Here is a 26,010-nt window from a genome sequence, read left to right as displayed (position 1 = left end):
ATCACCTGATGCTGCGACAAGGCGACAACTCCCCCGTCGGAACGGTCAGCGCCCTCAGGGCGCTGACCCACAACACGGGCAACACCGCCACCGGCGGCGTCTGGCGGGTAACCGGCGCCCAAGGCGAAGCCATCCTCAAGATCGCCACCCCCAACGGGGACAACACGACCGCCTGGGACCACTGGCAACGCGAACCGCTCGCCTACCGCGACGGCTTCATCGCCGACTACTGCCGCGACACCGGACTGTCCGCACCCCGGCTACTGGCGAGTGTCGATCGCACCGACGGCGCCGTCGAACTGTGGCTGGAAGACGTGTCCGGCACCCCCGGTGAACAGTGGACCATCGAACGACTGGGAACCTTCGCCACCCAACTCGGCGCGGCCCAGGCCCGCTGGCGCCACCAACCGCGTCCACAATGGCTCTCCCGCCGATTCTTGCGCCACTACGCGGGTCGCTTCGACTACCCCACGATCGACTGGAGTCACCCCACCGCACAACGATTCTGGCCCCCCGACCTCCTCGACGGCCTGCGCCGCCTGTGGGAGCGGCGATGGACCCTGTTCGACGCCGCCGAACGCCTCCCGCAAACGGTCTGCCATCTGGACGTGTGGCCCAAGAACCTGTTCGCGCGCGGCGACGAGTCCATCCTCATCGACTGGGCCTTCACCGGCGAAGGCGCGATCGGCGAGGACATCGGCAACCTCATCCCCGACACCGTCCTCGACGGCCTGCTGGACGTCGACTCACTGGACGAGATCCGCGAAACCCTCACCACCGCCTACACCAACGGTTTCCGCCGCGCCGGTGGCGACCTGCCCGAAGCCGACATCCACCGCGCCATAGCCCTGACCGCCGTCGCCAAATACACCTGGCTGGCCCCCATGATGCTCACCCGCCTCACCGAAGGCACCTCCCCCGGCTCACACAGCTACGACCCCGACAGCGGCACCGAGGAAGTCATGCGACGCCGCCGCCCCATCTTCGAACTGCTCGTCAACTGGGCCAGGCACACCGAATCCGGCTGACGCCACCCATCCTCGCGTGTCCGGTCTGGGCGTGTCCCACGTGCGCCACATCGGTCGTATTGCCTCCCCACGTAGTCCGTGCCAGATTGACATGTCTCCCTCAACCGGCACACTGTGGAACCCCTAGGAGCAACAAGTCATGCGAATGCCCCGTAGGCGCTACCAGATCGGCGCTCTACTAGGAATCACCGGCCTGGCGGTCGCGATCGTCACCGCTAACGCGGTCGCGGACCCCACCAAGACCGACGGCCAAGCGCAGGCCGACGCCATCCGCGACGCCGCCAAATCGACCGGCACCGTCGTCGTCGTCGACGACGGCGAATCGGTGAAGCACTACGGCAGCGGCACCACCACCTTCGGCAAGGACGACGTCCCCGACGCCGACGACCAGTTCCGGGTCGCCAGCAACACCAAGATGTTCGTCTCCACCGTCCTACTGCAACTGGCCGAAGAGGACAAGCTCGACCTCGACGCCCCCATCGGCGACTACCTTCCCGGTCTGGTCAAGGGCGAAGGCATCGACGAAACCAAAATCACCGTCCGCCATCTGCTGCAACACACCAGCGGTCTGGCCGACAACCTCACGGCCGACGTCATCGCCGACCCCCGTCTCCAGTGGAACCCACCCACCCCCGAGGACATGGTCAAGCTCGGCCTGCGTCACGGTTCCAAATCCGAACCGGGCGCCAAGTTCAGCTACTCCAACACGGGCTACACGATCCTGGGCATCCTCATCGAAAAGCTCACCGGCCAGCGCGTCGGCGAAGCGATCGACGAACGCATCGTCAAACCCCTGGACCTCAAGGAAACCAGCTACGCCTACGCGGGCGACAAGGAAATGAAAGGCCCCCACTTCCGGGGCTACCTGGGCGTCCCACCCGCCCTCTTCGAGGTCTCCGGCCACGAACCCGGCATCTGGGCCGCCGCTGGCGCGCTGGTCTCGTCCGGCTCCGACCTCACCACCTTCCTTGACGCCCTCCTCAACGGCGACCTCCTCACCGACCCCAGCCTCGAACAAATGAAGGAGTCCTTCCCCGACGCCCACTACGGCCTCGGCCTCCAGGAAGCCGAACTCCCCTGCGGCGCCGCCTGGGGCCACACGGGCCACGTCATCGGCTACGTCAGCTACTCCTTCACCACCGGCGACGGCCGCTCCATCTTCATCGGCGTCAACACCAGCTCCACCGGTCTGACCAACCCGGCCGAAGAGATGTCCAAGGCCCTCACCTCCGCCCTGTGCGGCGAGGACACACCACCCAGTGACTCCGTCACCAAGATGATCTCCGACGACCTCGACGAAGCCGCCTCCCAAGCGGAAGCGGTCAGCGACAAAAAGTCCAAGATCTACGACAAGAACTAACCACCCAACCGAACTGGGCCGCTCCGGAACCGACCACCCGGAGCGGCCCAACCCATCTCCGGATACACAATGGGACCCCTCGAACCCGCCCGGTACGATGTCCCGTCGAAGGGGCGATAGCTCAGTTGGTTAGAGCAGCGGACTCATAACCCGCCGGTCGTCGGTTCGAGCCCGACTCGCCCCACCGGGATTGACCAGGGATTTCATTGATGACGATCCCCATTAGCCTGTCCGTATCGTCCGCAAGTGAGGGCGTGGGGGTGGTGAACAGCCGCCCGGAGTCCACCCAACCTGCCCCGAGCAGCGCCCGGCGTTCGGGTTGCTTGCGTATGTGCAGCGCGATGACGTCGTTGGTATTGGAGGCCCGCTTCGCGGGCGATTGCGGCGGCTTCGCCGCCGGAGCTCACCGACAGTTTGCCGAGGATGTTGGTGACGTGGAACTTCACCGTGTGCTCGCTGACATGCAACCGCCTTGCCGCCGCCACCCGTCAGTTCGGGTAGGTCGAACAACTCCAATCACCAGGTGGCCTCCGGCGGGTCTGCCGCCAACATGGTGGTGGCGCCCCGATTGGCGGGGTTCTCGTCCGTTAAGGAGCAGATGTGAAGGCCCTTGTTGCCCCCACGTACGGTCCGCTCGACAAGCTTGAGTTCGCCGAGCGGCCAGTTCCCACACCGGGAACGGGCCAGGTCCTCATCCGGACCCACGCAGCGGCACTCAACCCACTGGACATAAAGATCATCACCGGCCTGGTACAGGAGGTCTTCCCGGTGACCCATCCGTTCACGCCAGGATTGGACGTGGCGGGAGTGGTGGAGTCGGTGGGACCCGACGTCACTGGCTACGCGCCCGGTGACGACGTCGCCGCGTTCACCGTGCCGCTGTTCGGCGCCCTCGCCGAATACACGCTCGCCACGGCCGGGCCCTGCCTCGCCCGCCGTCCGGGGCGGCTCGACGTGGTCCAGGCGGCGGCCCTGCCCGCGGCCGCGATGACCGCCGCCACCATGCTCGACCTCGCTCAACCCCGCCCCGGCCAAACCGTGCTGATCGTTGGCGCCACCGGCGGTGTCGGGTCGTTCGCCGTCCAACTCGCCACGCAGGCTGGTGCCCGGGTATTGGCCACCGCGCGGACTGAGGACGCGGACCAGATTCGCGCTCTCGGCGCCCGGCACGCCATCGACTACTCCAACCAGGTCACCGCATCGCAGGCCCGGGCGATCGCGCCCGGAGGCGTGGATATCGCCATCGACCTGGTCAGTGCCAACCTGGCCGACACCATCCCCGCGATCGCTGACGGCGGACGCCTCGTCAGCCTCGTCGGCGAAGAGCGCACTGGCCACAACACACGTGGCATCACCGTGGTCCGCAGCGACATGCAACCGATGCCGGGGCGGCTGGGTGAGCTTCTCGAGCTGGCCGACACCGGCAGCCTGACCGTCCCGGTCAGCACCGTCTACCCGTTCGCCGAAGCCGATCGGGCCTTGGCCGATCTGGCCGGTAAACACACCCGCGGCAAACTCGCCGTCCGGTTCTGAACAAGCTAAGGAGTCCAAATGTCGTACTACCTGATCGGAATGACCAACACCGCCAACCCGGCGGCAATGAAGGACTATGTCGAGCGCGTCCGGCCGATGGTGGAGAACCACGGCGGTCAGTTCGTTCTGGAGGCTGCGATCGAACAGGTTATGGAAGGAGCCTTCCCAGCAACCAACGGCGTGGTCATGCGCTTCGACAGTGCCGAGGCAGCGCAACGCTGGTACAGCTCACCCGAGTACATCGAACTCAAGAAGGTCCGCACCGACAACGGCGAGTCGATACTGGTGTTGGCACGCCCATACAATTCTGACGAATAACCACATTAGCGTGCCGTGTCGCGCATCCTGCGGTGACGGTTTGCGTGGTGCCCGGCACGGGCACTTTTCTGAGCAAGATTCGTCCCCAAGGGGCGGCTTGTCCACCAAGATGCACCTGGCCGTCGACGGCTGCGGCAGGCCGCTGTCCACTCTCATCACGCCGGGTCAGGCCGGTGACAACCCGATATCGCCGCCATCATGATCTGGCTGACCTGACCTATATTGGTGCACCACTACAGTCGCATTGTTGGTACAAAAAGGACAGTGCTACATGCCGGTTTTGACTGCCTGGGACGCGCCCTAGTCGTCTTCTCGATGTCTATTGTCGAGTTCTGCCGCCTCTTCGGGTGTGGGAGCGGTGCCGCCCAGGTGGCCGGGAACCCACCACGGGTCCTCACCGTCTGCAGGCTTGCTCGGGTAGTCGGCTTGGATGCCGTCCAACAACTGCTGCATACGGCCGCGCAGTTGTTTGGTCGATGTATCGAGCGAGGCGTCCTCGTCCGCTGCGAAGGGGGAACCAACCCGAATCGATATCGCAATGCCCCGTTTGGTGAGGTTCCTGGGTCGGCCCTTGGTCCACAGTCGGTGAGTGCCCCAGACCGCCATGGGCAAAATTGGCACGCCGGCTTCGGCGGCCATCCGCACCGTGCCCGACTTCAGCTCTTTCACCGTGAAGGAGCGGCTGATGGTGGCTTCGGGGAACACCCCGACGACCTCACCTCGCCGCAGCTGTCGCACCGCCTCCTCGTAGGCAGCCTTACCCGCGCTGCGGTCGACCGGAATGTGGCGCATGCCGCGCATCAGCGGGCCGGAGACGCGATGGTCGAACACCTGTTTCTTCGCCATGAACCGCACGAGCCGCTTTGCTGGCTGCGCGCCGAAACCGCAGAAGATGAAGTCGAGATAACTGTGATGGGTGCAAGCTATGACCGCACCACCTCGGTCAGGAATGTGCTCAGCTCCCTGCACATTGATCCTGAGCCCTAGAGTTTTGAACATCGCCTTTGCAGCGAGGATGACCGGCGGATAGACGAGTTCCATCGCACGAGGCTACGTAGGTGTATAGGCGGCACGAATACCCGGGGGCTGCGGCACCCCGATTGGACGGGGATCAGGTGTACTTGTAGTGGCAGCAGGTGTGCTGGTGGCGATCGAAACGATGCTGGTTCAAGTTGGCGCTGGGCCGGCCCGTGATCGAAACCCTGGAACACCAACAGCCACATCACAACCCGCACCGCCGCGGTTAACTTTTCCGTAGTCGAATCCGTTATCGGGAGCGGTGACTCTCGCACGTCACTCAGGTGGTCTCCGCATTGATCACCACGGTCACATCAGTCAGGGGACCTGAGCCCATTCGATCCAGCCGCAGTTTTGGATTTCGCCGCCCTCTCCGTCAGGCCAGGTGACTTTGGCCGGAACGTACCCGTTGTTATCGTCGGGCGGGAACAGTTCCGCCATCCGGTCGGGATCGGCCACCGCGATCTTGGAGTGTCCGGCGCTGACCTTCGGAGACTTCTTGTCGGGCACGATCCGCGGGTCTGCGTCCGCTTTGATCGTGACGTCCTTGCCGTCTTCGAGGGTGCACAACGTGTTCGACCCGGTGAGGTCACTGAAGTGCCGCACGGGAATGCCGTCCTCCACGGCCGTGAAGTGCGGGAACCTGATCACATCGTTGTCACCGTCTCCATCGGGGTCCTCAACGGTGTGGTCGGTGCATTCGACGAATTCCAGCGCCCACATGGCGGGCAGTTCGGCTCCGATCGACGGACCACCGTCGAGAGTGAGCTCCTTGCCGTCGACCGCCGACGAACACGTCCACTCCCAACCGGCTCGCCACTTGACCGGTTCGATCTGTCCGTCCTGCCATAGCCACAGGTACATGCCGCGCCAGGCTCCGTCGCTGTCGTCGGTGTCCTTGCCGGAGTGTTCCAGGAGCATCGCCGCGTCCAGATCCCCGTCGGAGTCCACATCGGCATACGCGGGCTTTTCCTCAGTGACGACGCTCATCGATTTGTATCGGCCGTCGGTGAGTTTGACGCGTTTGCCGGGGGTGCCGTCACCACGGGTCAGATGAAACTCGGCCGACTGCGGATCGAATTCCTTGACTATGTCCTCGTTGACTTCGTCCGCCTTGGATGATGGGCTCGGTGCGGACGTCAACAAGCTCACGGAGACGATGACGCCCTGGATCACGAGCACCACTACGCCGATCACCACGATCGCGAGGAGCAGCTTGAGTCTGAACATCGCGGACATCAGTTCCCGCTTTCCCTCATCGTCGTCGCCCGTGACGGTATGCCGTGTGTGCCCCCTGCAGACTGTCAGGCGCAGTCTAGGTGGTGTCGTTGGTGTTGCGGCTTTCGGCGAGTTGGTTTTCGAGGTCGATGATGCGGCAGGCCGCCTCCATGGGAGTGCCTTGGTCAACGAGTTCGCGGGCGCGTTCGGCGATACGAAGTTGCTTGCGGGAGAAACTGCGATGCCCACCGCTGGATCGTTGCGGTGTGATGAGACCGGCTTGGTCTAGTTGGCGCAGAAACGCTGGTGTCACTCCGATGAGTTCGGCGGCCCGGCCCATGGTGTAGGCCGGGTAGTCCTCGTCGTCGAATTTGTCGTTGGTGTTGCGGGACGGTGTTTGTGCGTTTTCCATGTAATCCATTCAAAAAGGGCCCCGGCGTTGCATCGCCGGGGCCCGAAGTCGTTCAACACCATGTACCGGAAGAACCGGATTTTTCTTTCGCGGCAACTCCTGGTGTAGCAGTTGCGCGTGATCTCATGGATGTGACCGCCGCAGTCATACCAACAGGACTGCGGTGTCCGTGCGGCAAACGTCCTGGCTCGCACGGCGGTCGGCGTTGGTGTCGAAACTCCTTCCTTTCTGATCTGTTTCTCGGTTAACTGGTTGTAACTAGTGGTGTCTTTTACTGCCTATCTACTACTGCGGCCTTGTGGGCCGCTGGCAGTGTCGCCGCCCCGAAGCCCTGAACGATCTCGGCCTCGGCACGCTCGCACTGCCTGCCTATCTGGTGGGTGACTAGTCGCTGCCACCCGGTCCTTAGACTTTCTCTCTTCTTGACACGAAGAAGGCTACCACCCCGATTTTCGAATGTCTACCCCGGCCGCGATAGATTTTCGATCCTTCCCGCGACAGATACCTTCCAGCGCAAAACCCCACTTCAGGCCCTATGTAGCCTTAAGTCGGCATCGACACCTACTAATCCGGGCCATCACTGTCTTCATGGGACTCATAACCCGCCGGTCGTCGGTTGGACCCCGACTCGCCCCACCGCGGCCTCGATCGCTAGTCGAGACCTTCGATGATGCGGAAGTCGCGCTCGACGCCGTCGGCGAGTGCGGCCAGCGCCTTCTGGTAAGCCTCGCTCTCGTATGCCGCGACGGCCTGTTCGAAGCTGTCGAACTCGACCAGAACGACGCGTTGCGTGGTTCCGGCCTCGTGTGCGACGATCCGGCCGTCACGGGCGAGCGTCCGCCCGCCCGCGGGGTGGACGGCCAGACCGGCCAGCTCGTTGTAGGCAGCCAGCTTCTCGGGGTCGGAAATGGTGCGGTAGACGCTGACCCAGTAACCCTTGGCCACGGTGTACCTCCTGTGTTCGGAATTGATGTTCAGATCCTTGGTCGCGAGCGTCGTCGGGCTAGGGCGAGGCTGGTCATCGTTGTGATCGCCATCGCGGCGACGCCGAGCAGTGCCGCGGTGGTGTAGGCGGCCTCGTTCGGGAAAAGGCGGCCGGTGCCGACGGCCAGCACCAATCCCCCGATGGCGCTGCCCAGGGAGTAGCCGACGCTGCGGACGACGTAGTTGAAGCTCATCGCGCTCGACGTCTCGCTCTTGGGCGTGACGGCCAGGATGACGCCGGGCATGGCGGCCGAGAAGCCGCCGACGCCGAAGCCCAGCAGGCCCATGGCCACGAGAAGTTCGGCCAGGTTCGACCGGGCCACCGCGAACAGGACGAACCCGCCGCCGACGATGGCGGCGCTGCCCGCCAGGAGCAGGGGGCCGTCGATCCGTTCGCGGACCCGCTGGGTGAGCTTGCCGGCGACGAACCCCAGCACGGAGAACGGGATGAGGACCAACCCCGCCACGAAAGTGGACAGTCCGAAGCCGTAGCCAGCGCTGTGTGGTGTCTGCGCGTAGCGGGTGATGAGCGTGAGCAGGAGGTACATGCCGCTCCCGCCGACGAACATGGCGATGTTCGCCCCGGCGACCGCCGGGTGCCTTACCGCCCGGACGTCGACCAGCGGTGTGGTGCTGCGCAGTTCGGAGGCGGTCCAGAGGCACAGCAGGAGTACGGCAGCGACGGCGAGGGACACCGCGACGGCGAGGTGTCGGCCCCACAGGCTCCGCTCACCGGCCAGGAACAGGACGAGGAACAGTCCACCCGCCAGGACGAGCGCACCGGCCACGTTCACGTGAGCGAAGCGGCCTTCGGGTGCCGCGGGTATGGAACGCCACGCGGTCAGGAGTGCGATAGCGGTGACGAGCAGGCCGAGGCCGTAGGCGGCCCGCAGTCCGCCGAACTCGGCGAGCAGCGCGGCCAGCGGGTAGCCGACGCCGGCCCCGATGATCGAGACCACCGAGATCAGGGCGATCGTGGCCGCGCCGCGCTTCTCGGGAAGATGGTCGCGGGCCACGCCCATCATCAGCGCCGTGAGACCCAGTCCGATGCCTTGGGCCGCTCTGCCGACCAGCAGCCAGGCGAACGGCAGTGGCAGCACGGTGAGCGCGCTGCCGACGACGACGATCGCCAGTGTGGCCAGAATCGTGGCTCGCCGGTGCCGACCGGTGCCGAGCCGACCCAGGACGGGTGTGGCGACGGCGCCGCTGAGCAGGGTGATGGTCAGCGTCCACTGAGCGCTGTCGAGGGAGACGTGGAACGTGGTCGCCACGCTGGTGATCAGCGGCATCCCGAGGCTGGCGACCGCCGCCACGACCAGGGCGATGAACACCAGGGCGGGGACCAGCAGGCGTGCCGGGGAACGTGTCAGGGCGGCGCTCATGGGCTGGTCATGAGCCTGGTCCGCTGTCACCGCTCTGGCTCATCTCGGGTGGGGCTTTCGAGCTCCGCCAGACGCAGCAGCGCCGGAAGGGCCGCTTCCAGGGTCTTGACCTCGTCACCGGTGAGTTCGTCGATCAACCGCGCGTACGCGTCGACGCCCGCCTGGCGTCGCGTCCGGACGTACGACGCGCCGGCTTCGGTCAGGCATACCAGCGTGACCCGCTTGTCGGACGGATCGGTCGTCCGCTCGACCAGCCCGGATTCCTCCATCACCCGGACCAGGACGGTCATCGCGGGCTGGGTGACGCCCTCGGCCACCGCCAGATCGGTGATCCGTCGCGGGCCGGTCTTGTCCAGGGTGGCCAAGGTGGCGGCGGAGGTAAGGCTCATGTCGCGGGGCAGGCGTCTCACGGCCCTGGTGGCCAGACCGTAGAGGACTGACCCGATGGCATCGGAAGTGCCACGCGCGGCGTCTCGGCGACTCACACCCGAAGCATAGCAGTTTTATATAAATGCTTTATGCATCTGCCAATCCACGAGGACACCTGACCTCGGCCTTACTCGGCCTTACGTAGGTAAGGCCGAGTAAGGCCCCCCAGGCGTGGACGCGAGTCGTTTGCCCAATGCGCTCCCGGTGCCCTTACGTCGATTGTTGGTTTCACACCGAAAAGCGGTGACAACAACCAAGGAGCACACGATGAGTTTCGACTACGACGTCGCCAACCAGCGAGTCAACTCGATGATCGAAGACGCCAAGGCCTACCGGCTGGCCCGGGAAGCCCGGGAATCGACACCCCACCGTCGCGGACGGCGCATCCGGCTGTTTCGCTCATGATGCCGCCCGTCATGGCTCTCTCCCGCACTGCTACCGCCCGTCCGAAGAGTAGGTCTCTCGGGCGGGCAGTCCCATTTCGTCGCGCAGGCCGTTTTCGGTGTACTCGTACTTCTGGCCCAGGTTGGCCTGCGGGTTGTTCGGGTCGTAGGCGCGGCCGTCGGTGGGAAGTCCGGCGGCCAGCCGCTCGGCCTTGGTGATGTTGGCGTCGGGACCGTTGCCGCCGACCTTGTCGTCGTCGAAGACGTCTTCGAGACTGCTGGCGCCATGTGCCATCTCGTGGTACAGGATTACAGACGGACGGCCACCGGGTCCGTCACCCTGGTTGGCGCCGCCGAGCCCGTCGCCGAGTTCGTCAATGTGGAACGCCGGGTTGATCTCGACTTCGATGTCGTCACTGAAGTCCCCTGTGTCCCTCATGTACCCGTTTTCGATGTCGCTTTCCTCATCCCGGTCCGGGTTGCCCGAGTCGTACTGGAGCTCCTTGATCTTGAAGGAGTCGCCGTTGAAGGTGTCGCTCATGTGGTCTTTGTAGAGGTTCAGCATCTCCTTGCCGGTCGGCGACGATCCGAAGGTGTTGAGATCCGCCAGCATCCGGTCCTTGAACTCCTCCGAGCCCTCGATCTCGATGACACCGTCCTTCACCAACTGGTCGGCGTCGATCGGCTGAACATGGTGCTTGGTACCGACACCGTCCACCTTGTCCTCACCGTCCTGGACGTACGCGGTGTCCTGGGCGTCCCCGGTCACCGAGTCCTTGCCGAAGCCGGAATACATGACATCCTTGCCCTCCCCGGCATCCAAAGTGTCATCACCCTTGCCACCCGACAACACGTCGTTGCCACCGCCACCGGAGACCTTGTCGTTGCCAGTGCCGCCATCCAGGTAGTCGTTGGCGTCACCACCGGCGAGAGTGTCATCGCCATCGCCGCCGTAGATCGTGTCGCCCTCGTGGTACGGGTTGCCCTGACTATCGGTCCGTTGGCCCCCGGTCCCGGCCTCCAGGTGGTCGTTACCGTCCTGTCCGTCGACGTAATCCCTGCCCTCACCGCTGAACACCCGGTCGTCGCCAGCCCCGGCCTGCACCCGGTCATCGTCATCCCCGGAGACGATCACGTCCTTGCCGCCACCGGTGTTGACCTTGTCGCTACCGTCGCCGGAGTAGACGTGGTTGTCCCCCGAGGCACTGACGCCGTCATCACCCTCGCCGGTGGAGATGTCGTTCTTGCCACCAGTGTCCAAGACCCCATCGTCACCGCTGTAAGTGGACACGTTGTCGTTGCCGTCACCGGTCATGACGGTGTCCTTGCCGGCTCCGGTGGAGACGCGGTTGTCGCCACCGGACGTCGACACCGTGTCGTCACCGGTGCCGGAGATGATCGTGTTGTTTCCGTCTTCGCCACCGAACGGGAACAACGGGTTGCCCGCAGCGATGGTGTCCTTGCCCGCGCCACCCAGGCTGGTGACCTGAACGCCCTTGGCGTCCACCTTGATGGTGTCGTCGCCTTGGCCGCCCCGGACGGTGATGTTGGTGCCCGGTGGATAGGTGTGTTTGGTGCCGTTGGACTCCACGATGACATTGCCCTTGTCATCCGTGGTGACCTTGACGTCATCATTGCCCGTCCCCGTGTTCATGATGACCCGGCCGTCCGGCAGCGTGATCGTGCGCGGAACCCTCGTGGACTCCGGCGGCAGATCGAACGGCTCCTTAAAGCCTTCCGCCACCGAACCCCACTTGATCGTCACGTCCGCGAAATCGGAAGCCGCGGTCTTGAGGTTGCCCGCCTCGGTGCCCAACTGCTTGTCCAGGTCCGCGCGGATCCCCTTGGCGGCCCGCACCGCCTCGATGACAGCTTTGGACTGCTCAGGGTTGGCGGGTTTGAAGTTGATCTTGTCGTCGCCGACGACACACGGCACCGCGCCAGTGATCGCGCCCTCGGCCGTGGTCAACTGCCCCTGCTTGGCCGTGATCGTATTGGCGATGTTGTCCAACGCGGTGTCCACCGCGTCGGCCTTAGCCTTCAAATCCACCAGCGCCTTGCTGATCTTCTGCTGATGCCCCTCATAAGCGGTGCGGCCCTTGCCCTCCCAGCCGTCGTCGTACACGACCTTGGCCTTCTTGAACACGTCGTCACCGGCCTTGTCCACGGCGGTGCCCAGGTTCTTCCACCCCGTGGACGCCGCAGTGATCTTGGAAGTGTCAGCATCCAACCGCCACCACCGACGGTCCACATTGATTTCAGGCTCGGCCATGCGTTCACGCTAATGACGCACAGTAGTTTCCGGCATCCCCCATATGTGCCAACCTGCGAAAAGTTCACGTTCCGTATGACCGGTTCGTGCCCGATCGTTGGCGGGAAGACGGCTTTACACGTCCGTCGGGGCACAGTTCGAGGCGGGCCGCTGGGCCTTGAACGCGAAGTCTCCGGGTTTGGCCAGGGTCACGCTGAGGCTCGCCATGTCGATGGTGCACTCGCCGCTGAACGGGACGGGGAACCCGTCGCGTTGGTCGGCGGGTTCGCCCTCGCCGCTGATCGCGACCGTGCCGGGTTTCACCTCACGGACGATGAACTTTCCGTTGGCCTGGATCAGTTCGATCTCGGGGTGGGCCGTGACCTTCCAGTCCGCTTTTTCGGTGAGGTACTCCTGGTCGGGTTCCAGCGAGACAGCGCCCCTGCGTGCCCCGGCACCGGCCGCGAACGGGCAGTTCTTAGGGGCGATCCGGCTGGAGGCCGCGCACTTGTCGAGCCAGTCGGTGAACTGGCGGTTGACCTCCTTGACGAACTTCTTGCCCGGGACCAGTTCGGGTGCGAAGGTCTGCGAGGACAGCATGACCGCCTCGCCCCTCAGGTACTTCGACGGTATGGCGATGTAGCTGGACATCCGGGGTTTCACCAGCTCGTCACTGTCAACATAGGGGTCGTAGGCACCGGGGAACATCCACAGTTGGCGCGCTGGTTTCTGCACCAGGGTCCGCGAGTCGTCGGTCTTCGTGGTCGTGGAGGGATAACCCACGACGCGGTTGAACTCGGCGAACCCGACCGGCATCGCGACGACGTCGATCTTGGCGAGCGGGTTGAGGATCTGCCAGTCGCTGCCGTTGTCGAGCAGCTCGAACCGGCCGGTGCGGGTTGTCTTGTCGGCGGCCGTGATCGTGAAGTCGATGTTGGCCACCAGCGGGTCGACCCCGGGGCGGCGGGCGACGTTGGTGACCTTCCAGTCCGTGGTCATGGCGCCCGAGACCAGCAGGTCGTCGGAGACCTCGTCGAACTCCCAGATGCCGTCGACGTAGTCGAGCGCGACGTCGACGTCACCGTCTTGTATCGCCGACAGGTAGTCGCTGACGACCGCTTCGGGACCGGGACGCGTCAACTGGTAGCCGAGGTTGCTCACCGCGACCACCGCGACCAGGGCCACCGCGAGGATCTTCAGGTTGCGGCGCTTCTTCCACCACGGTGTCTTGGACGGCTCGGCTTTCGCGTCGGCACTGGCGCGTTCGGATGCCATGTCCAATACGCTGCGCATCATCACGATCCACCCCCAGACGAGTCGGAGCCACAAGTGTCGAGATCGAAGGATATCGATGCAAGCTCTGATCCGCTCTGGCCCAGCGGAATGACTCGTGCCTTGCCGTCCGGGCCCAGCACCGCGCGCAGCGGTTCGGCGGTGAACCGGCAGTCGGCGGTCAGCGTGACCGCCTTGGAGGCCGCGTCCTGGGTCACGGCGGCGGCGGTCAGGGAGATGGATCCGGGATCGTCGACCTTGATGGGCATTCCGCCGGTGTCGTCGCCGTCGTCGCCGGGATCCTTCAAGCGCACCTTCGGATACTTCTTTAGCTTCCATGTGACGTCGTCGAAATCGCCGTAGGCGACCCCGAACTCGTCGGTGTGCGGGCTGTCGACACCGAACGGGCACCGCGACGGTTGCGGCATGGCGAATCTGACGCAGTCGTCCACGATCGCCTCCACCCCGTCTTGGACCGACTTGCGCGCGGTGTCTGTGAATTTGAGTTTCGGTGGTGAGACCCGCAATGCCTTGTCGCCACTGTTCTCGGTCGGCAGCAGTAGTTTGCCGGGAGCGGTCGCGCCGGTGGTGCCCTTCAGGTTCCCGAAGAATGCGTTCATCCCCGGGAACAACCGGTATTCCCGGACCTCCCGGTTCGTGACGTCGTGGGCGTACAGTTCCTGCCTGACCACGGTCTTGTCGTTGACCTTCAGGTACGACAGCGAAGCCGATTCGAAGCGCACCTTGATGAACGGATCGACCACCTGCCACTGTCCGTACTTATCGTCTACGTTGATGACTCCGGCTTTGGTCGACTTCCCGTCGCCGAGAACCACATCCACGACGGCGGAACCGTCGGACTTGACCGCGGATCGCTGCTTGACCACCAGGAGTCGCCAGTCGTCGCTGATGGCGTCCTCGTCGAGGAACACCGCCTCGTCGCCAGCGGGCACCCCGTATCCGTCGGGCGAGACGAAGCTGAGCGCCCGGTCGACGTTCTTGTCCTCGATGGCGTCGAAGAACTGCGTGACCACGGTTTCCGGATCGTCATCCGAGTCTGTCCACACGACGCCGCCGATCCCCAGTAGTACGACGACGATCGCGCCGATCGCCACATAACGCGCATTCTTGCGCCACCAATCGGGCGAGCGCAGGTCTATGCCGCGCAGGGCAACCCATATCCGATTCTTCGCGGCTTCGCGGTCGAGCACGGGACACTTTCAGCTGGTAGAGGAGCGATTCCGGCGAGTCTAGTCAGAGTCCACGCACCATCGAATGGTCCGAACGGATCGACAACGTGAAACCGCGCCGGTGCGGCTCACCATAACGTGTCCGCCCAGGTTCTCAGGTGGGTAGGTCCCAGGCGATCCGGAAACCGATGCTCGGGGAGCGTTCCACGCCGAGCCCGGCGAGCAGCAGTTTCAGGGTGAAGGTCTCATCACGGAGGCCGCCGTCGGTGTACCAGTCGGAGCCGGTGCTTTGGTGGTCGCTGCCGCCCTTGAGCATGGCGAAGCGGGTGATGCCGTCGCTGTGTTCGCTCTCAGTCCAGTTCCAGACGACGGGAGAGCGCCGTTGGAAGTGGGACTGGGCGGCGGCGAGCTGCCATTCGAACTCGTTGGGGAGGCGGGCGCCCGCCCAGGACGCGTATGCTCGCGCGTCCGAAAGCGACACGCCTGTCACGGGAGCGTCGTCGGAGATGTCGTCGCGGCCTTGGAGGAATCGGGCGGATACCGGCGGCTCGTATCCGGTCGTTTCGAGGAATGACCGGAACTGGGCCACCGAGACTTCCCTGGTGGCGACGGCGACGGGCCCGGGGATCGTGACATCGAGCGTTTCGCGTCGGTCGTCGTGCAGGCGGGGCGGCAGCGGCTTCCACTCCTCGACGTAGGGGGCGCCCTGGTAGAAGCCGGTTTCGCGACGTCGGTAGGTCACTGCGAGTTGGTGTGAGCCGGGGTCGACGCGGATGGTTTCGGTTGCGGGTGCTGTGGATCGCGAGGGTGGGGGGACGACGCGGATCGCTTGGCGCGCGGGGAATGTCGCGTCGGACGAGCCGGGGTCCTTCGACGCTTCGTTCAGCAGTCGAGCCAGCCATTCGGGTTCGTCGGCGCCTGGGGCGAGTTCGAGGATGCCGGTTATGCCCCGGGCGGGCACGGTGACGGTGATCGGGGCTGTTGTTCCCGCTGTGACGTCGAATCGGCGGGCTCCCTGGGGCAGCGGCGCTGCCAGTGGATCACCGGTCCAGTCATGGTCGCGGCGATTGACTATCGTCCACAGTGTTGTCCCGTCCTTGGTCCATCGGGACACGTACATTCCGGCGGAGATCGCCTCGGTTGTGGCGCCTTCCAGCGGCGACCAGTCGCCGTCGATCAAGACGTCGCTGGCCGCTCGCTGTACCCGGAGCATGCGTCGCAGGGTCGCTTCGTCGCGACGGTTCCAGCCGACCCAGACGCCGAATACCGCGTCCCACACCAGGATCCCGGTGCCGTTCATCCATGCCGACTGGAGTTCGCCGCTGTGGTCGCGGTTCCAGCGGCGGATGGAGTGCATCATGTGGCGGCGCTCGTACCAGTGAGCGCGCATCACGCCGGGGGCCTGGGAGTCGGCGAACCACTGCGCCCAGCTCAGCAGGTGGTCTTCGACGCGTTGGTTGGGGACCCGGGATTCGCCCTCCAGGACCTGCGGCGGGGTGGCGGTGGTGAGGGCCGAGGTGAGGCGCGCGTCGCCTTCCTTGAGCGTGTCGAGGAAGACTCCGTCGGCGCCGAGTTCCGAGACGAGTGCGGCCAGTTCTTCGGCGTCGTCGCGCTTGGCGCGGCGGGTGCCGGTGTCCCAGGGGTTGTAGTCGACGAAGACGCGCAGTCCGCGTTCGTGGAACTGGTGGACGAGGTCTTTCAGGCCGGGTACGTCGCGGTAGAAGTCGAACTGGTTGCGGTCGTCGATGCCGATGATCGGGTAGGCGTGCCACAGGACCAGACCGTCGAGGCCACCCTGGTCGGCGATTGAGTTGAGGAAGGCGTCGACGGTGAACTTCTGTCCGGTGTGGTCGAACAGGCGCTCGTCCCACAGCCAGACTTGGGCCACGGCGTAGGCGCGGCTCGCCCAGCGGGTCGCCGCGTTCTCGTACGCCTTGCCGCTGTAGGCGAGGCGGGTTCGGGACTCGTCGCGCCAGGCGGCGAGGTCGGCGCGCCAGGACGGCCAGTCAGCGGGGTCGTCGGGGGCCGCGAAGATCTTGGCGACATCGCCGGTGGCGGCGTCAATGTTGCCGCCGGGTGGCAGGACCGTGGGCCGGTCGATGGGCCGGGGCACCAGCGGGTCGAACTCGTTGGTGTTCGCCTCGTCAGGGTCAGCTTTGGGCACTGTGGAGCCGCACCTCCTCCAGGGTGGGTATCGAGGGAACCGCGCCCTTGCGTTGTACCGCGATTCCGGCGGCGGTCGTGGCGAACTCGGTCGCGCCGATGAGAGTGCGCAGGTCGGGGTTGGTTGCCCGGCCGCTGTTGTCGAGTGCTGCGGCGAACGCGCCTACGAACGCGTCGCCCGCGCCGGTGGTGTCGATGGGGGTGACTGTGATGGCCGGGATCTTGGCCGTGGGTTGGCCGGGGGCGCCGACGAGGGAGCCCGCTGCTCCCAGCGTGACGATGACGGCACAGCCGTGTGTGGTGAGCGCCGACAGTGATTGGTCGGGGGCGTCGGCGGTCTGGCCCGCCAGGTCGGCGGCCTCGTGTTCGTTGACGATGAGGATGTCGACCTCGCCGAGCAGCGCGGCGGGGACCGAGCCGCTCGGGGCGGCGTTGAGGATGACGGTGGTGCCGTTCGCTTTCGCGACTCGCGCCGCCGCCCGCACCGTCGTGGGCGGCGTCTCCATTTGCAGCACCAGCAGATTCGCTGCGGCGATGGCGGCGACTTCGGCCTCGGTGAGGTCCACGAGGGTGGCGTTGGCGCCGGAGTTGACGACGATCGAGTTCTCGCCGTCGCGGTCGACGTAGATCACGGCGGTTCCGGTGGGAGCGTCGACGCGGCGGTCGCGCAGGTCGATCCCGGCGTCGCGGGCTTCGGCGGCGAGGCGGTCACCGGCGGCGTCTTTGCCAAGGGCGACAAGGAAATGGACCTCGGCCCCACTGCGGGCGGCGGCGATGGCCTGGTTGAGGCCCTTGCCGCCGGGGAAGGACTCGAAGCTTCGGGACAGGACGGTTTCGCCGGGCGCGGGGATGCGGTCGACGTCGTATACGAGGTCGAGGTTGGCGCTGCCCAGGACGACGACGCTCATCGGGCTATCGCCACCGTGCGTGCGGCGAGGTTGGAGAACCGGGCGCCGGCGAAGCCGGGGACAGTGGTGGCGAGCCGGTCGTCCAGCGGATCGATCCACCGGGGCGGCAGATTCTTCGCCCCGGTGAGGGCGCCGGTGATGGCTCCCGCCGTCGCGCCGACCGAGTCGGTGTCCCAGCCGCCCGAGACCGCGAGGGTGATCGTGCGGGCGAAGTCGCCGTCGCCGCGGGCCAGGGCGAACGCGAGCAGCGCGGCGTTGTTGAGCACATGGACCCAGTGCAGGTGGCCGTATTCCTCGTGGAGGACGTCGATGGCGGCGTCGTCGGGCAGATCGCCCAGACCGAGTTGGGTGCCGCGTCGCACCGCGGCGGCGTAGCGGCTCGCGGGCGGTACGACCGACAGACCCGTTTCCAGTACTTCGGTGACGGGGACGGCGGTGACGGCCGCGGCGCTGGCAGCGGCCGCGAACATCGCGCCGTAGACGCCGTTGCGGCCGTGACTCAGCCGCGCGTCGGTCCAGGCGAGCCGGGCGGCGCGCTGTGGCTGGCCCGGGTTGGTCCAGCCGTATACGTCGGTGCGGATCTGGGCGCCGATCCAGTCGCGGAAGGGGTTGCGCACCCGACCGGCGACGTCGGGTTCGTAGCCGTCGAGGAGGTTGCGGTAGGTGATGCGTTCGGCGGTGAAGACGCGCCCGCCGGGCAGGTGGGACAGCCAGGACTGGGCGACGTCTTCGGTGCTGAAGCCGAAGCCGGTGCGCTCCAAGAGATCCAGCGCGATCAGCGGGAAGTTGAGGTCGTCGTCCTCAGGCATGCCGTCGATGTTCTCGACGAGGCTGGTCGGGCGGCTGCGGCGGTTCCACGGGTACTTGGCGGCGGTGGTGGCGTCGAGTCCGACCTCGGTGAAGTAGGAGCGCAGCGGCCAGTTTCCGGTGGCGCGGCCGATGGCGCGGATGCCCGCGAGCGGGAGCTTCTCCACCGGTTTGCCCAGCAGGCAGCCGCTGGCGCGGCCCAGCCACGCACCGAGCACCCGGTCGTCGAAGTCGGGGCCGGGCTTGGGCGGGTCCGAGGACGAGGTTGTGGCGAGGATGTCGTCGATGTCGTCGGGTTCGTTGGTGCGCAACACCTCGGGATCCGGGAGCTTGTCTATTTCGGACAGCAGTTCGCGCGCGAGGGTGCGGACGTGTTCCGGGGCCGGATCGGGGGTGGCGCCGCTGACCGCGGGTTCGGCCGCACCTCCCCCATCGCGCCAGCGCTGCCGGATCTCGGTGGTGTCGCGGCCGTCGAGTTCGGCGGCGACCAGCGCGTGCGGGACGAGGTCCTCGGGTTGGGTCCAGCTGAGCCGCATCATCGCGCGGCCTCGGTGGCGGTGAGGGCGGCGCGGGTTTTCGCGGCTTGTTCGGCGCGTTGGGCGTCGGCCGCCCACACGTCGCGGGCGACGGCGGCGATGACGGGGCCGGTGGCGGTGATGTCCATCCGGCTGCCCTCGCTCACGCCGTCGATCCACTCGCGGGGGACGGCGTCGATGCCGTGCAGGGCGCCCGCCAGGGATCCGGCCATGACGGCGATCGAGTCGGAGTCACGGCCGTAGTTGACGGCGCCCAGTACGGCTTCGCGGTAGTCGCCGTCGGCGGCGATGAGCATGCCCAGGGCGATCGGCAGTTCCTCGATGGACTTGGTGCGGCTGGGGATCCGGGCGTCCATCGCGGGTTGGCGGTAGTGCGGGCCGACGGTGTCGAAGGGTTCGACGGCACGCCGCAGCTCGGCCAGGCCGGTTCGCCAGTCGTCGACTCCCGAGGCGGCCTGCGCGACAGCGTCGATGGCGGACTTGGTGCCGTCCTTCGCGAGGCTCAGGGCGCGGTCGATCACGGTTTCGACGGTGGCGCCGGGGCGCATCGCCTCGGCGACGGCCGCAGCGAAGACTCCGGCGGCCTCGCGGCCGTAGCTCGACTGGTGGGCTCCGGCGACGTCGATGGCCTCCGCGTAGGCGGCCTCGGGGGATCCGGCGTTGACGATGCCGATCGGGGCCACGTACATGGTCGCTCCACAGTTGACGATGTTGCCGACGCCCGCCTCACGCGGGTCGATGTGTCCGTAGTGGAGGCGCGCGACGAGCCACTTCTCCGCGAGGAACACCCGGTGCAGCAGCAGCGCCTCGGTTTCGAGTTCGGGGATCCAGCGTTTGTCGCCGATCAGCAGCGGCACCAGGTGTTCGGCGATCGCGTGGGCGTCGAGATGGTCCCGCACGGTGTCGTAGACGTCGACGAGTGCCGAGGTCATGAGGGTGTCGTCGGTGATGTGGCCGTCGCCCTTGTGGTACGGGGCGATCGGACGGGCGTTGCGCCAGTCGGCCAGGAACGGGGGCACGATCCCCTCGATGAAGCCGCCGTAGCGTTCCTGGATCGCCTCGGGCGGATTGCCCTCGGCGGCCCCCCCGAGCGCGTCGCCCACGGCTGATCCCGTCAGCGCTCCCGTCGCCTTGTCAACCAGTGTGTCCATGTGTCTCCTCGCTTCTCGTCAGGTGTCCAGCTCCGGCGGTGCCGCCGGAGCTGGACGTGGCTGCTGCCGGTGTCGTCAGTCCAGTTCGGACCAGCCGTCGACGAGCTTCCGCTTCAGTTCCTTGGCGGTGATCTTGTCCGCCAGGTAGTCCTGGAGCGCGGGTGTGGCGAACTGGTCTTTCCACTGTGGGTATTTGCTCGCCGACTGGAACGGGGCGGCGGTCAGGGTGTCCCCCGAGGCGAGGACGCTCTCCCAGCCGTTGGCGCCCTTGGTGTTGGTGGCGACGGTCTTGCGCGCGTCCTTCGAGGACGGGATCAGCCAGTCACCTTCGGCCAGGGCGGCCTGGTGGTCGGCCCGCATGAAGAAGTCGATGAACTTGGCGGACTCGTCGACGTGGTCGCTCTCGGCGGACACGGACATCGTCTGCGGGTTGGCGGCCTGGCTGGCACCGGCGGTTCCGGCCAGTGGCGGCAGCACCTCCCACTTGAAGTCCTTCGGCGCGGACTCGACGATCTGCTGGGCGACGTAGTTGCCCGCGACGTACATGGAGTACTTGCCGTCGAAGAATCCCGGCAGGACGTCGGATCCGCTCTGGGTGAGCGACTTCGGGTCGAGTGACTTGTCCTTGAAGGCCATGGAGTGGATGCGTTCGGGCACTTCGAGTTCGTTGTCCCCCACGTCGATGGACGCCTTGTCGCCCTTCCCGGAGAAGAAGGTGCCGTCGAAGTTGAGGGCCAGGTTCATGACCGTGGCGGTGGGGTCCTTCATGCCCCAGCCGACGCCGTAGTCACCGTCGGCGGTGAGCTTCTTCGCGAGCTTTTGCAGGTCGTCCCAGTCCAGGGCCTCACCGGTGGGGACCTTGACGTCGGCGTCGGCGAACGCGTCGGTGTTGGCGAACACGACGTACGACTGCAGCAGCGTCGGGGCCGCGACCACCTTGTCGTCCTCGGTGGTCACCGACTTCCAGACCTCGTCGGAGACCGCGGACTTCACCTTGTCGCTCAGATGCGGCCCTAGGTCGGCCAGGTAGCCCTGCTCGGCGAAGCCCATGATGTCGGCGGACTCGTCGTGGATGATGTCAGGGGCGGTGCCGCCCTTGAACTGGGTGACGAGCTGGTCGTGGACGTTGTCCCAGCTGCCCTTCACGATCTTCACCGGGGTGTCGGGGTTCTTCTTGTTCCAGGCGTCCACGATGTCCTTCGTCGCCTTGATCGTGGTGTCCTGGAACGCCAGCGACTGGAAGGTGAGGGTGTCGCCGTCCTCGTCGCCGACGCCGAACGCGGAACATCCGGTCAGGGCGAGGGACAGCGCGGCGAGCGCGGCGCCCGCTCGGGCTCTGGTGCTGGTTCGCATGGTTCTCTCTCTTTCATGGGGGTGTTGAGGGAAGGCACGATTCGCGGCGATCAGCCCTTGACCGCGCCGCTGAGAAGTCCGGCGGTGAGCCGCTTCTGGATGAACATGAAGAACGCCAGGCTCGGGACACAGGCCAGGAGTGCGGCCGCGGCGAGCTGGCCGAGCTGGACCTGCCCCTCGACGCCGACGAAGCGCGCCAGCGCGAGCGGCAGGGTCTGCATGTCGGGGTCCTGGATGAGGACCAGCGCGAAGAAGAACTCGTTCCAGGAGTTGATGAACGTGAACAGGCTGGTGGCGACCAAACCGGGCGCGAGCAGCGGCAGGACGATCCTGGTGAGCGTCGTCAGTCGTCCGGCGCCGTCGACGGCGCTGGCCTCCTCCAGCTCGACCGGGATCGCGGACACGTATCCCTGGAGCATCCACAGTGAGAACGGCAGCGCCCACACGGCGTAGACGAGCACCAGGCCCAGCAGGGTGTCGACCAGTCCGATGTTCTTGAGCAGCAGGAACAGCGGGATGATGATGAGGATGAAGGGGAAGACCTGGCTGAGCAGGATCCAGCCGGTCGCCAGGCCCCGCAGCTTGGTCCGGAACCGGACGAGGGCGTAGGCGGCGGGCAGCGCCACGAGCGTGACCAGGACGGTGGTGGTCGCGGAGACGAGCAGGCTGTTTCCCGCCGCGGTGAACAGGTCGGCCTTCGTGATCGCCGAGGAGAAGTTGCCGAGGTCGAAGTGTTCGGGCAGCAGTCCGGCGTCCGGGGACTTCAGCTCCCGTGGCGTCTTGAACGCGGTGCTCAGCAGGAACAGCAGCGGGAACGCCAGGAAGCACATGTAGGCGAGGAGCGCCAGGTATTGCAGCGGCCGGGCGACCGCGCTTCGGCCTACAGTGGATGTTCTGGGGAGTGTCGTCATTGGAGCCGCCTTCGCATCTGGCCGCGCAGGTAGAAGAAGAGGATCGCGCCGATCACGATGACCATGACGTTGCCCATCGCGGCCGCGTAACCGAAGTTGCCGTAGCGGAACGCCTCGTTGTAGGCGAACAGGCTCGGCAGCATCGTGGTACCGCCCGGCCCGCCCGCGGTCAGCACGAACACGAGCGCGAAGGAGTTGAAGTTCCAGATCAGGTCGAGTGTGGTGATCGCGACGACCACCGGCCGGATCGCGGGCAGCGTGACGTGCCAGAACCGGCGCCGGGTGTTGGCACCGTCGATCGCGGCGGCTTCGTGCAGCTCGACGGGGACGGCCTGCAACCCGGCCAGCAGCGTGATCGTCGTCTGGGGCATCCCGGCCCAGACACCGACGATGATGACGACCGCCAGAGCGGTGGAGCCGTCACCCAGCCAGTTGACGCCGCCGGGCAGCCCGAGTGCTTCCAGGCTGCGGTTGACGGGCCCGTAGTCGGGGTTGAGCATGAGCTGCCACATGATCGCGATGATCACCGGCGGCATCGCCCAGGGCACGAGCGCGAGGGTGCGCGCCAGCCAGCGCAGCCGCAGATCGAGGTTCAGCAGCAGCGCCAAGCCGAGCGAGGCCAGGAACTGCAGAATCGTGACGCTGAACGCCCAGATCAGTCCGATCTTGAACGAACTCCAGAACAGTTCGTTGCCGCCGAGCTTGATGTAGTTGTCGACGCCGTTGAAGTTCGTCTCCACGTTCAGTCCGGCCTCGGCGTCGGTGAAGCCGAGGAAAACGCCGTACACCAACGGATAGACGCTGAACAGCATCACCGGAAGCAGCGCCGGGAGTACGAACGGCCACGCGTCCCGGCCACTCGAACCGAGTCGACGGCGTCGGCGTCGAGCGCGGGGCTGAGGGTTGCCGACCGACTGCGTCATCGCCGTCATGAGGCACCGTCCGGCTTCTGGGCCTCGGTGCGGCTCGATTCGCGGACCGACAGGGAGGGGGTGATGACGATCCTGCGGACCTTCGACTCCGGGTTCCTGATCCGTCTGATGAGGAGTTCGGCCGCGGCCTTGGCGCGCTCGGCCGATCCGAGGTCGACGCTGGTGAGCGACGGCGTGGCCAGCTCGGCCGCATCGGTGTCGTCCATGCCGACGACGGCGACATCGTCGGGCACCCGGGCTCCGGCGGCGTTGAGTTCCTTCAGCGCGGCCACGGCCAGCAGATCGTTGGCGCCCACGACCGCGTCGGGGCTGGACTGCCGCAACAGGTCGGCGGTCGCCTCGCGTCCGGCCCGATAGGTGAAGGCATCGGCGGTCACCTGCAGTTCCGGACTGTCGGGCAACCCGAAGCGCTTCACCGCGTCGAGATACCCGGCGAGCCGGGCGGCGCCGGGGACGGTGTCGACCGGGCCGTTCACGAGCGCGATGCGACGGCGCCCCTGCTCGACCAGGTGCTCGATGGCGAGCCCGATGCCGGTCGCCGAGTCGGCGCGAACGTTGTCGAGCTCCACGTCGGGAGGCAGCGAACCGATGACCACGATCGGCAGCCGACTCGCGCGCATGGCGTCGATGAGGTCGGGGGTGATCCGCAACGGGCTCAACAGAAGACCGTCGGCGTAGCCACGGTTGAGACTGGTGAGCAGATCGATCTGCGCCTGCGGGTCACTGCCGGTGGACGACACCACGAGCCGGTAGTCGGCCTTGGCGACGATACGGGTGACCGCCCGCATCATCTGCACATAGACGGGGTTCCCGACATCGGCGACCGCGAGCGCGATCTGGTCGGTGCGGCCGGTTCGCAGGGTGCGCGCGCTGGCATCGGGCACGTACCCGAGTTCGTCCGCCGCCTCCCGCACCCGCCGGGTCAGCTCCTCGGAGGCCGAGCCTCCGTTCAACACCCGGGACACCGACGCGACCGACACTCCGGCTCGGGCGGCGACCAGCGCGAGGTTCGACTTCTTTGTCTCTGCCATGCGTTTTCCCTGCGTATCATACGTTGTAAACGTTCTTGAGAACGATTACAAGAACGATATCAGACCCTGTCAATATGCAGATCTTTCACTTGCCGACGCGAGCGACCCCCGCCGCGACATGCGCGTTGCTACCCATGCAGCCAGCTGGACACTGGACGTTCACCTGAAGTACGGCCAAGCCGGTCTTTGGCACACTCATACCCGACCACGGCCAGTGTGTCCCAGCTCTCAGTCTCGGAGGAGACGTGACCACCGTTGAGCTCAAGAACGTCTCGAAGGTCTTCGCTCCCGACATCGTCGCGGTGGATGACCTGAACCTATCGGTGAACAACGGTGAGTTCATGGTCCTGCTGGGCCCCTCAGGTTGCGGAAAGTCGACGATCCTGCGCATGCTCGCGGGCCTTGAGGACACCCTCGACGGGGACATCCTCCTCAATGGGGAGTTCGCCAACCACCTGACACCACGAGAACGTGGGGTCGCCATGGTGTTTCAGAACTTCGCCCTGTACCCGCATTTCCGGGTCGCCGACAACATCGGCTTTCCGCTGCGCATCGCGGGAGTCGATGCCGCCACCATCAAGGAGCGCACCGTCGCGATGGCCGCGTCGTTGGGAATCGAGGACCTGCTCGACCGCAAACCGCACCAGCTGTCGGGAGGTCAGCGCCAACGGGTCGCCATGGGCCGGGCGCTGATCCGCCATCCCCGGTTCCTGCTCATGGACGAACCCTTGTCCAACCTGGACATCGGACTTCGCTCGCAGCTGCGCACCGAGATCGTCGAAATGGCCCACCGCCTGAACATCACCACCGTCTACGTCACCCACGACCAGACCGAGGCGCTGACCATGGCCGACCGAGTGGCGGTACTGAGACGGGGACGGTTGCAGGACGTCGGCTCCCCTGACCAGGTCTACGACAAACCCGCCACCATGTACGTGGCGGCGTTCCTGGGCAACCCCCGCATGAACCTGGTGCGGGCCTACGTCGAGGTACACCTCGACCGGTACGTGACCCTGCATCTGGGATCGCAGAGCATCCGGTTGCCCTGGAGCGACCTGCAAAGCCGCGGAGTGTCCAAATATCACGGTGAACAGATCGTCGTGGGCATTCGCGCCGAGGCGGTACGGCCGGTGTCCCACGACCGGCCCAATGTCCTCAACGGATTGATCCAGTTCATGGAACACCACGGACACGAGTCCCTCGTCCATCTCAGGATCGGGGCCGTACCGGTTGACCACGACGCACACTCCCAGCAGCCGGAATCCGGACGGCACAACAAACAGATCTCCGACGTGACGGTCAGACTGGCCCCATATTCACGATGCCGCCCCGGACAGGCGATGTCGATCGAGGTTCACACCGACCTGCTGCACTTCTTCGACAGCAACGGCAACCGCATCGAGGCCGTCCAACGGCGGTAACCGTCAAGCCCTCGCTGTCG

23 protein-coding genes, 1 tRNA gene and 2 pseudogenes are annotated in these 26,010 nt (G+C 66.0%); 8 read left to right on the top strand and 18 right to left on the bottom strand.

Annotation, left to right across the window (positions count from 1 at the left end):
• Positions 1–8 precede the first annotated feature (8 nt).
• From SNAS_RS32680 to SNAS_RS11385, 3 genes are all read left to right on the top strand, one after another.
• Positions 9–1,028: a protein kinase family protein gene (locus SNAS_RS32680; RefSeq protein ID WP_013017571.1), complete on the top strand. Its 1,020-nt coding sequence runs from the start codon at positions 9–11 to the stop codon at positions 1,026–1,028.
• A 139-nt stretch (positions 1,029–1,167) separates the two neighbouring features.
• Positions 1,168–2,388 (top strand): serine hydrolase domain-containing protein, encoded by a 1,221-nt coding sequence (locus SNAS_RS11390; RefSeq protein WP_013017570.1) that lies wholly within the window; start codon positions 1,168–1,170, stop codon positions 2,386–2,388.
• Between the two features lie 110 nt (positions 2,389–2,498).
• A tRNA-Ile gene (locus SNAS_RS11385) sits at positions 2,499–2,572 on the top strand.
• Between the two features lie 175 nt (positions 2,573–2,747).
• On the opposite strand, the pseudogene SNAS_RS37575 reads toward SNAS_RS11385, so the two are convergent.
• Positions 2,748–2,864, bottom strand: a pseudogene (locus tag SNAS_RS37575) (response regulator transcription factor); the annotation flags it as partial.
• Positions 2,865–2,988: 124 nt separating this feature from the next.
• Here SNAS_RS37575 and SNAS_RS11380 point away from each other — a divergent pair.
• The 3 genes and pseudogenes from SNAS_RS11380 to SNAS_RS36660 all read left to right on the top strand — a co-directional run.
• Positions 2,989–3,921 carry an NADP-dependent oxidoreductase gene (locus SNAS_RS11380; protein WP_013017569.1) on the top strand — a complete coding sequence of 311 codons (933 nt, stop codon included), beginning with the start codon at positions 2,989–2,991 and terminating at the stop codon, positions 3,919–3,921.
• An 18-nt stretch (positions 3,922–3,939) separates the two neighbouring features.
• Complete coding sequence (locus SNAS_RS11375) at positions 3,940–4,239, top strand: DUF1330 domain-containing protein (protein WP_013017568.1); 300 nt, start codon at positions 3,940–3,942, stop codon at positions 4,237–4,239.
• An 88-nt stretch (positions 4,240–4,327) separates the two neighbouring features.
• Positions 4,328–4,435: pseudogene (locus SNAS_RS36660) on the top strand (IS5/IS1182 family transposase); the annotation flags it as partial.
• 104 nt (positions 4,436–4,539) lie between these two features.
• On the opposite strand, the gene SNAS_RS11370 reads toward SNAS_RS36660, so the two are convergent.
• From SNAS_RS11370 to SNAS_RS11345, 6 genes are all read right to left on the bottom strand, one after another.
• Positions 4,540–5,280, bottom strand: coding sequence for a lysophospholipid acyltransferase family protein (locus tag SNAS_RS11370; RefSeq protein ID WP_013017567.1), 741 nt, complete (start codon positions 5,278–5,280; stop codon positions 4,540–4,542).
• A gap of 294 nt (positions 5,281–5,574) precedes the next feature.
• Positions 5,575–6,495, bottom strand: coding sequence for a hypothetical protein (locus SNAS_RS11365; RefSeq protein ID WP_013017566.1), 921 nt, complete (start codon positions 6,493–6,495; stop codon positions 5,575–5,577).
• 76 nt (positions 6,496–6,571) lie between these two features.
• Positions 6,572–6,895, bottom strand: coding sequence for a MerR family transcriptional regulator (locus tag SNAS_RS11360; RefSeq protein WP_013017565.1), 324 nt, complete (start codon positions 6,893–6,895; stop codon positions 6,572–6,574).
• A 642-nt stretch (positions 6,896–7,537) separates the two neighbouring features.
• Entirely contained in the window at positions 7,538–7,831 is a 294-nt protein-coding gene (locus tag SNAS_RS11355) for a DUF1330 domain-containing protein (protein WP_013017564.1), read from the bottom strand.
• 29 nt (positions 7,832–7,860) lie between these two features.
• Complete coding sequence (locus SNAS_RS11350; RefSeq protein WP_013017563.1) at positions 7,861–9,252, bottom strand: MFS transporter; 1,392 nt, start codon at positions 9,250–9,252, stop codon at positions 7,861–7,863.
• A gap of 26 nt (positions 9,253–9,278) precedes the next feature.
• Positions 9,279–9,641, bottom strand: coding sequence for a MarR family winged helix-turn-helix transcriptional regulator (locus SNAS_RS11345; protein WP_041624774.1), 363 nt, complete (start codon positions 9,639–9,641; stop codon positions 9,279–9,281).
• Between the two features lie 307 nt (positions 9,642–9,948).
• On the opposite strand from SNAS_RS11345, the gene SNAS_RS35715 reads away from it, so the two are divergent.
• Positions 9,949–10,086, top strand: a complete 138-nt coding sequence (locus tag SNAS_RS35715; protein WP_013017561.1) for a hypothetical protein — start codon at positions 9,949–9,951, stop codon at positions 10,084–10,086.
• Positions 10,087–10,116: 30 nt separating this feature from the next.
• On the opposite strand, the gene SNAS_RS11340 is transcribed toward SNAS_RS35715, so the two are convergent.
• The 11 genes from SNAS_RS11340 to SNAS_RS11290 all read right to left on the bottom strand — a co-directional run bounded on the left by SNAS_RS11340 (position 10,117) and on the right by SNAS_RS11290 (position 24,569).
• On the bottom strand, positions 10,117–12,336 hold the full coding sequence (locus SNAS_RS11340; RefSeq protein ID WP_013017560.1) for a M91 family zinc metallopeptidase: 2,220 nt from the start codon (positions 12,334–12,336) through the stop codon (positions 10,117–10,119).
• Between the two features lie 114 nt (positions 12,337–12,450).
• Complete coding sequence (locus tag SNAS_RS11335; RefSeq protein ID WP_144300463.1) at positions 12,451–13,590, bottom strand: hypothetical protein; 1,140 nt, start codon at positions 13,588–13,590, stop codon at positions 12,451–12,453.
• Positions 13,591–13,610: 20 nt separating this feature from the next.
• Positions 13,611–14,702, bottom strand: a complete 1,092-nt coding sequence (locus tag SNAS_RS11330; protein WP_041624771.1) for a hypothetical protein — start codon at positions 14,700–14,702, stop codon at positions 13,611–13,613.
• A gap of 229 nt (positions 14,703–14,931) precedes the next feature.
• Positions 14,932–16,941 carry an SUMF1/EgtB/PvdO family nonheme iron enzyme gene (locus SNAS_RS36655; protein ID WP_013017557.1) on the bottom strand — a complete coding sequence of 670 codons (2,010 nt, stop codon included), beginning with the start codon at positions 16,939–16,941 and terminating at the stop codon, positions 14,932–14,934.
• Positions 16,928–17,848 (bottom strand): ribokinase, encoded by a 921-nt coding sequence (locus SNAS_RS11320; RefSeq protein WP_013017556.1) that lies wholly within the window; start codon positions 17,846–17,848, stop codon positions 16,928–16,930. The genes SNAS_RS36655 and SNAS_RS11320 overlap by 14 nt, the downstream gene beginning before the upstream one ends.
• Complete coding sequence (locus SNAS_RS11315; RefSeq protein ID WP_013017555.1) at positions 17,845–19,194, bottom strand: ADP-ribosylglycohydrolase family protein; 1,350 nt, start codon at positions 19,192–19,194, stop codon at positions 17,845–17,847. The genes SNAS_RS11320 and SNAS_RS11315 overlap by 4 nt, the downstream gene beginning before the upstream one ends.
• Entirely contained in the window at positions 19,191–20,342 is a 1,152-nt protein-coding gene (locus tag SNAS_RS11310) for an ADP-ribosylglycohydrolase family protein (RefSeq protein WP_013017554.1), read from the bottom strand. Before SNAS_RS11310 ends, SNAS_RS11315 begins: the two co-directional genes overlap by 4 nt.
• Before the next feature lie 75 nt (positions 20,343–20,417).
• The gene (locus tag SNAS_RS11305) at positions 20,418–21,695 is read right to left on the bottom strand and encodes an ABC transporter substrate-binding protein (protein ID WP_013017553.1); all 1,278 of its coding nucleotides are present in this window, start codon (positions 21,693–21,695) and stop codon (positions 20,418–20,420) included.
• 50 nt (positions 21,696–21,745) lie between these two features.
• A complete protein-coding gene (locus SNAS_RS11300; protein WP_013017552.1) occupies positions 21,746–22,606 on the bottom strand; it encodes a carbohydrate ABC transporter permease in 861 nt (286 codons plus the stop codon).
• A complete protein-coding gene (locus SNAS_RS11295; protein WP_013017551.1) occupies positions 22,603–23,538 on the bottom strand; it encodes a carbohydrate ABC transporter permease in 936 nt (311 codons plus the stop codon). The genes SNAS_RS11300 and SNAS_RS11295 overlap by 4 nt, the downstream gene beginning before the upstream one ends.
• The gene (locus tag SNAS_RS11290) at positions 23,535–24,569 is read right to left on the bottom strand and encodes a LacI family DNA-binding transcriptional regulator (protein ID WP_013017550.1); all 1,035 of its coding nucleotides are present in this window, start codon (positions 24,567–24,569) and stop codon (positions 23,535–23,537) included. Before SNAS_RS11290 ends, SNAS_RS11295 begins: the two co-directional genes overlap by 4 nt.
• Before the next feature lie 245 nt (positions 24,570–24,814).
• On the opposite strand from SNAS_RS11290, the gene SNAS_RS37165 reads away from it, so the two are divergent.
• Positions 24,815–25,990, top strand: a complete 1,176-nt coding sequence (locus SNAS_RS37165) for an ABC transporter ATP-binding protein (protein ID WP_013017549.1) — start codon at positions 24,815–24,817, stop codon at positions 25,988–25,990.
• Positions 25,991–26,010 lie beyond the last annotated feature (20 nt).

This window comes from Stackebrandtia nassauensis DSM 44728 (assembly GCF_000024545.1).
GTDB classification, from domain to species: domain Bacteria; phylum Actinomycetota; class Actinomycetes; order Mycobacteriales; family Micromonosporaceae; genus Stackebrandtia; species Stackebrandtia nassauensis.
The sequence above is the reverse complement of the archived record's forward strand: the minus strand, read 5'-3'. Positions and strand labels throughout refer to the sequence as shown.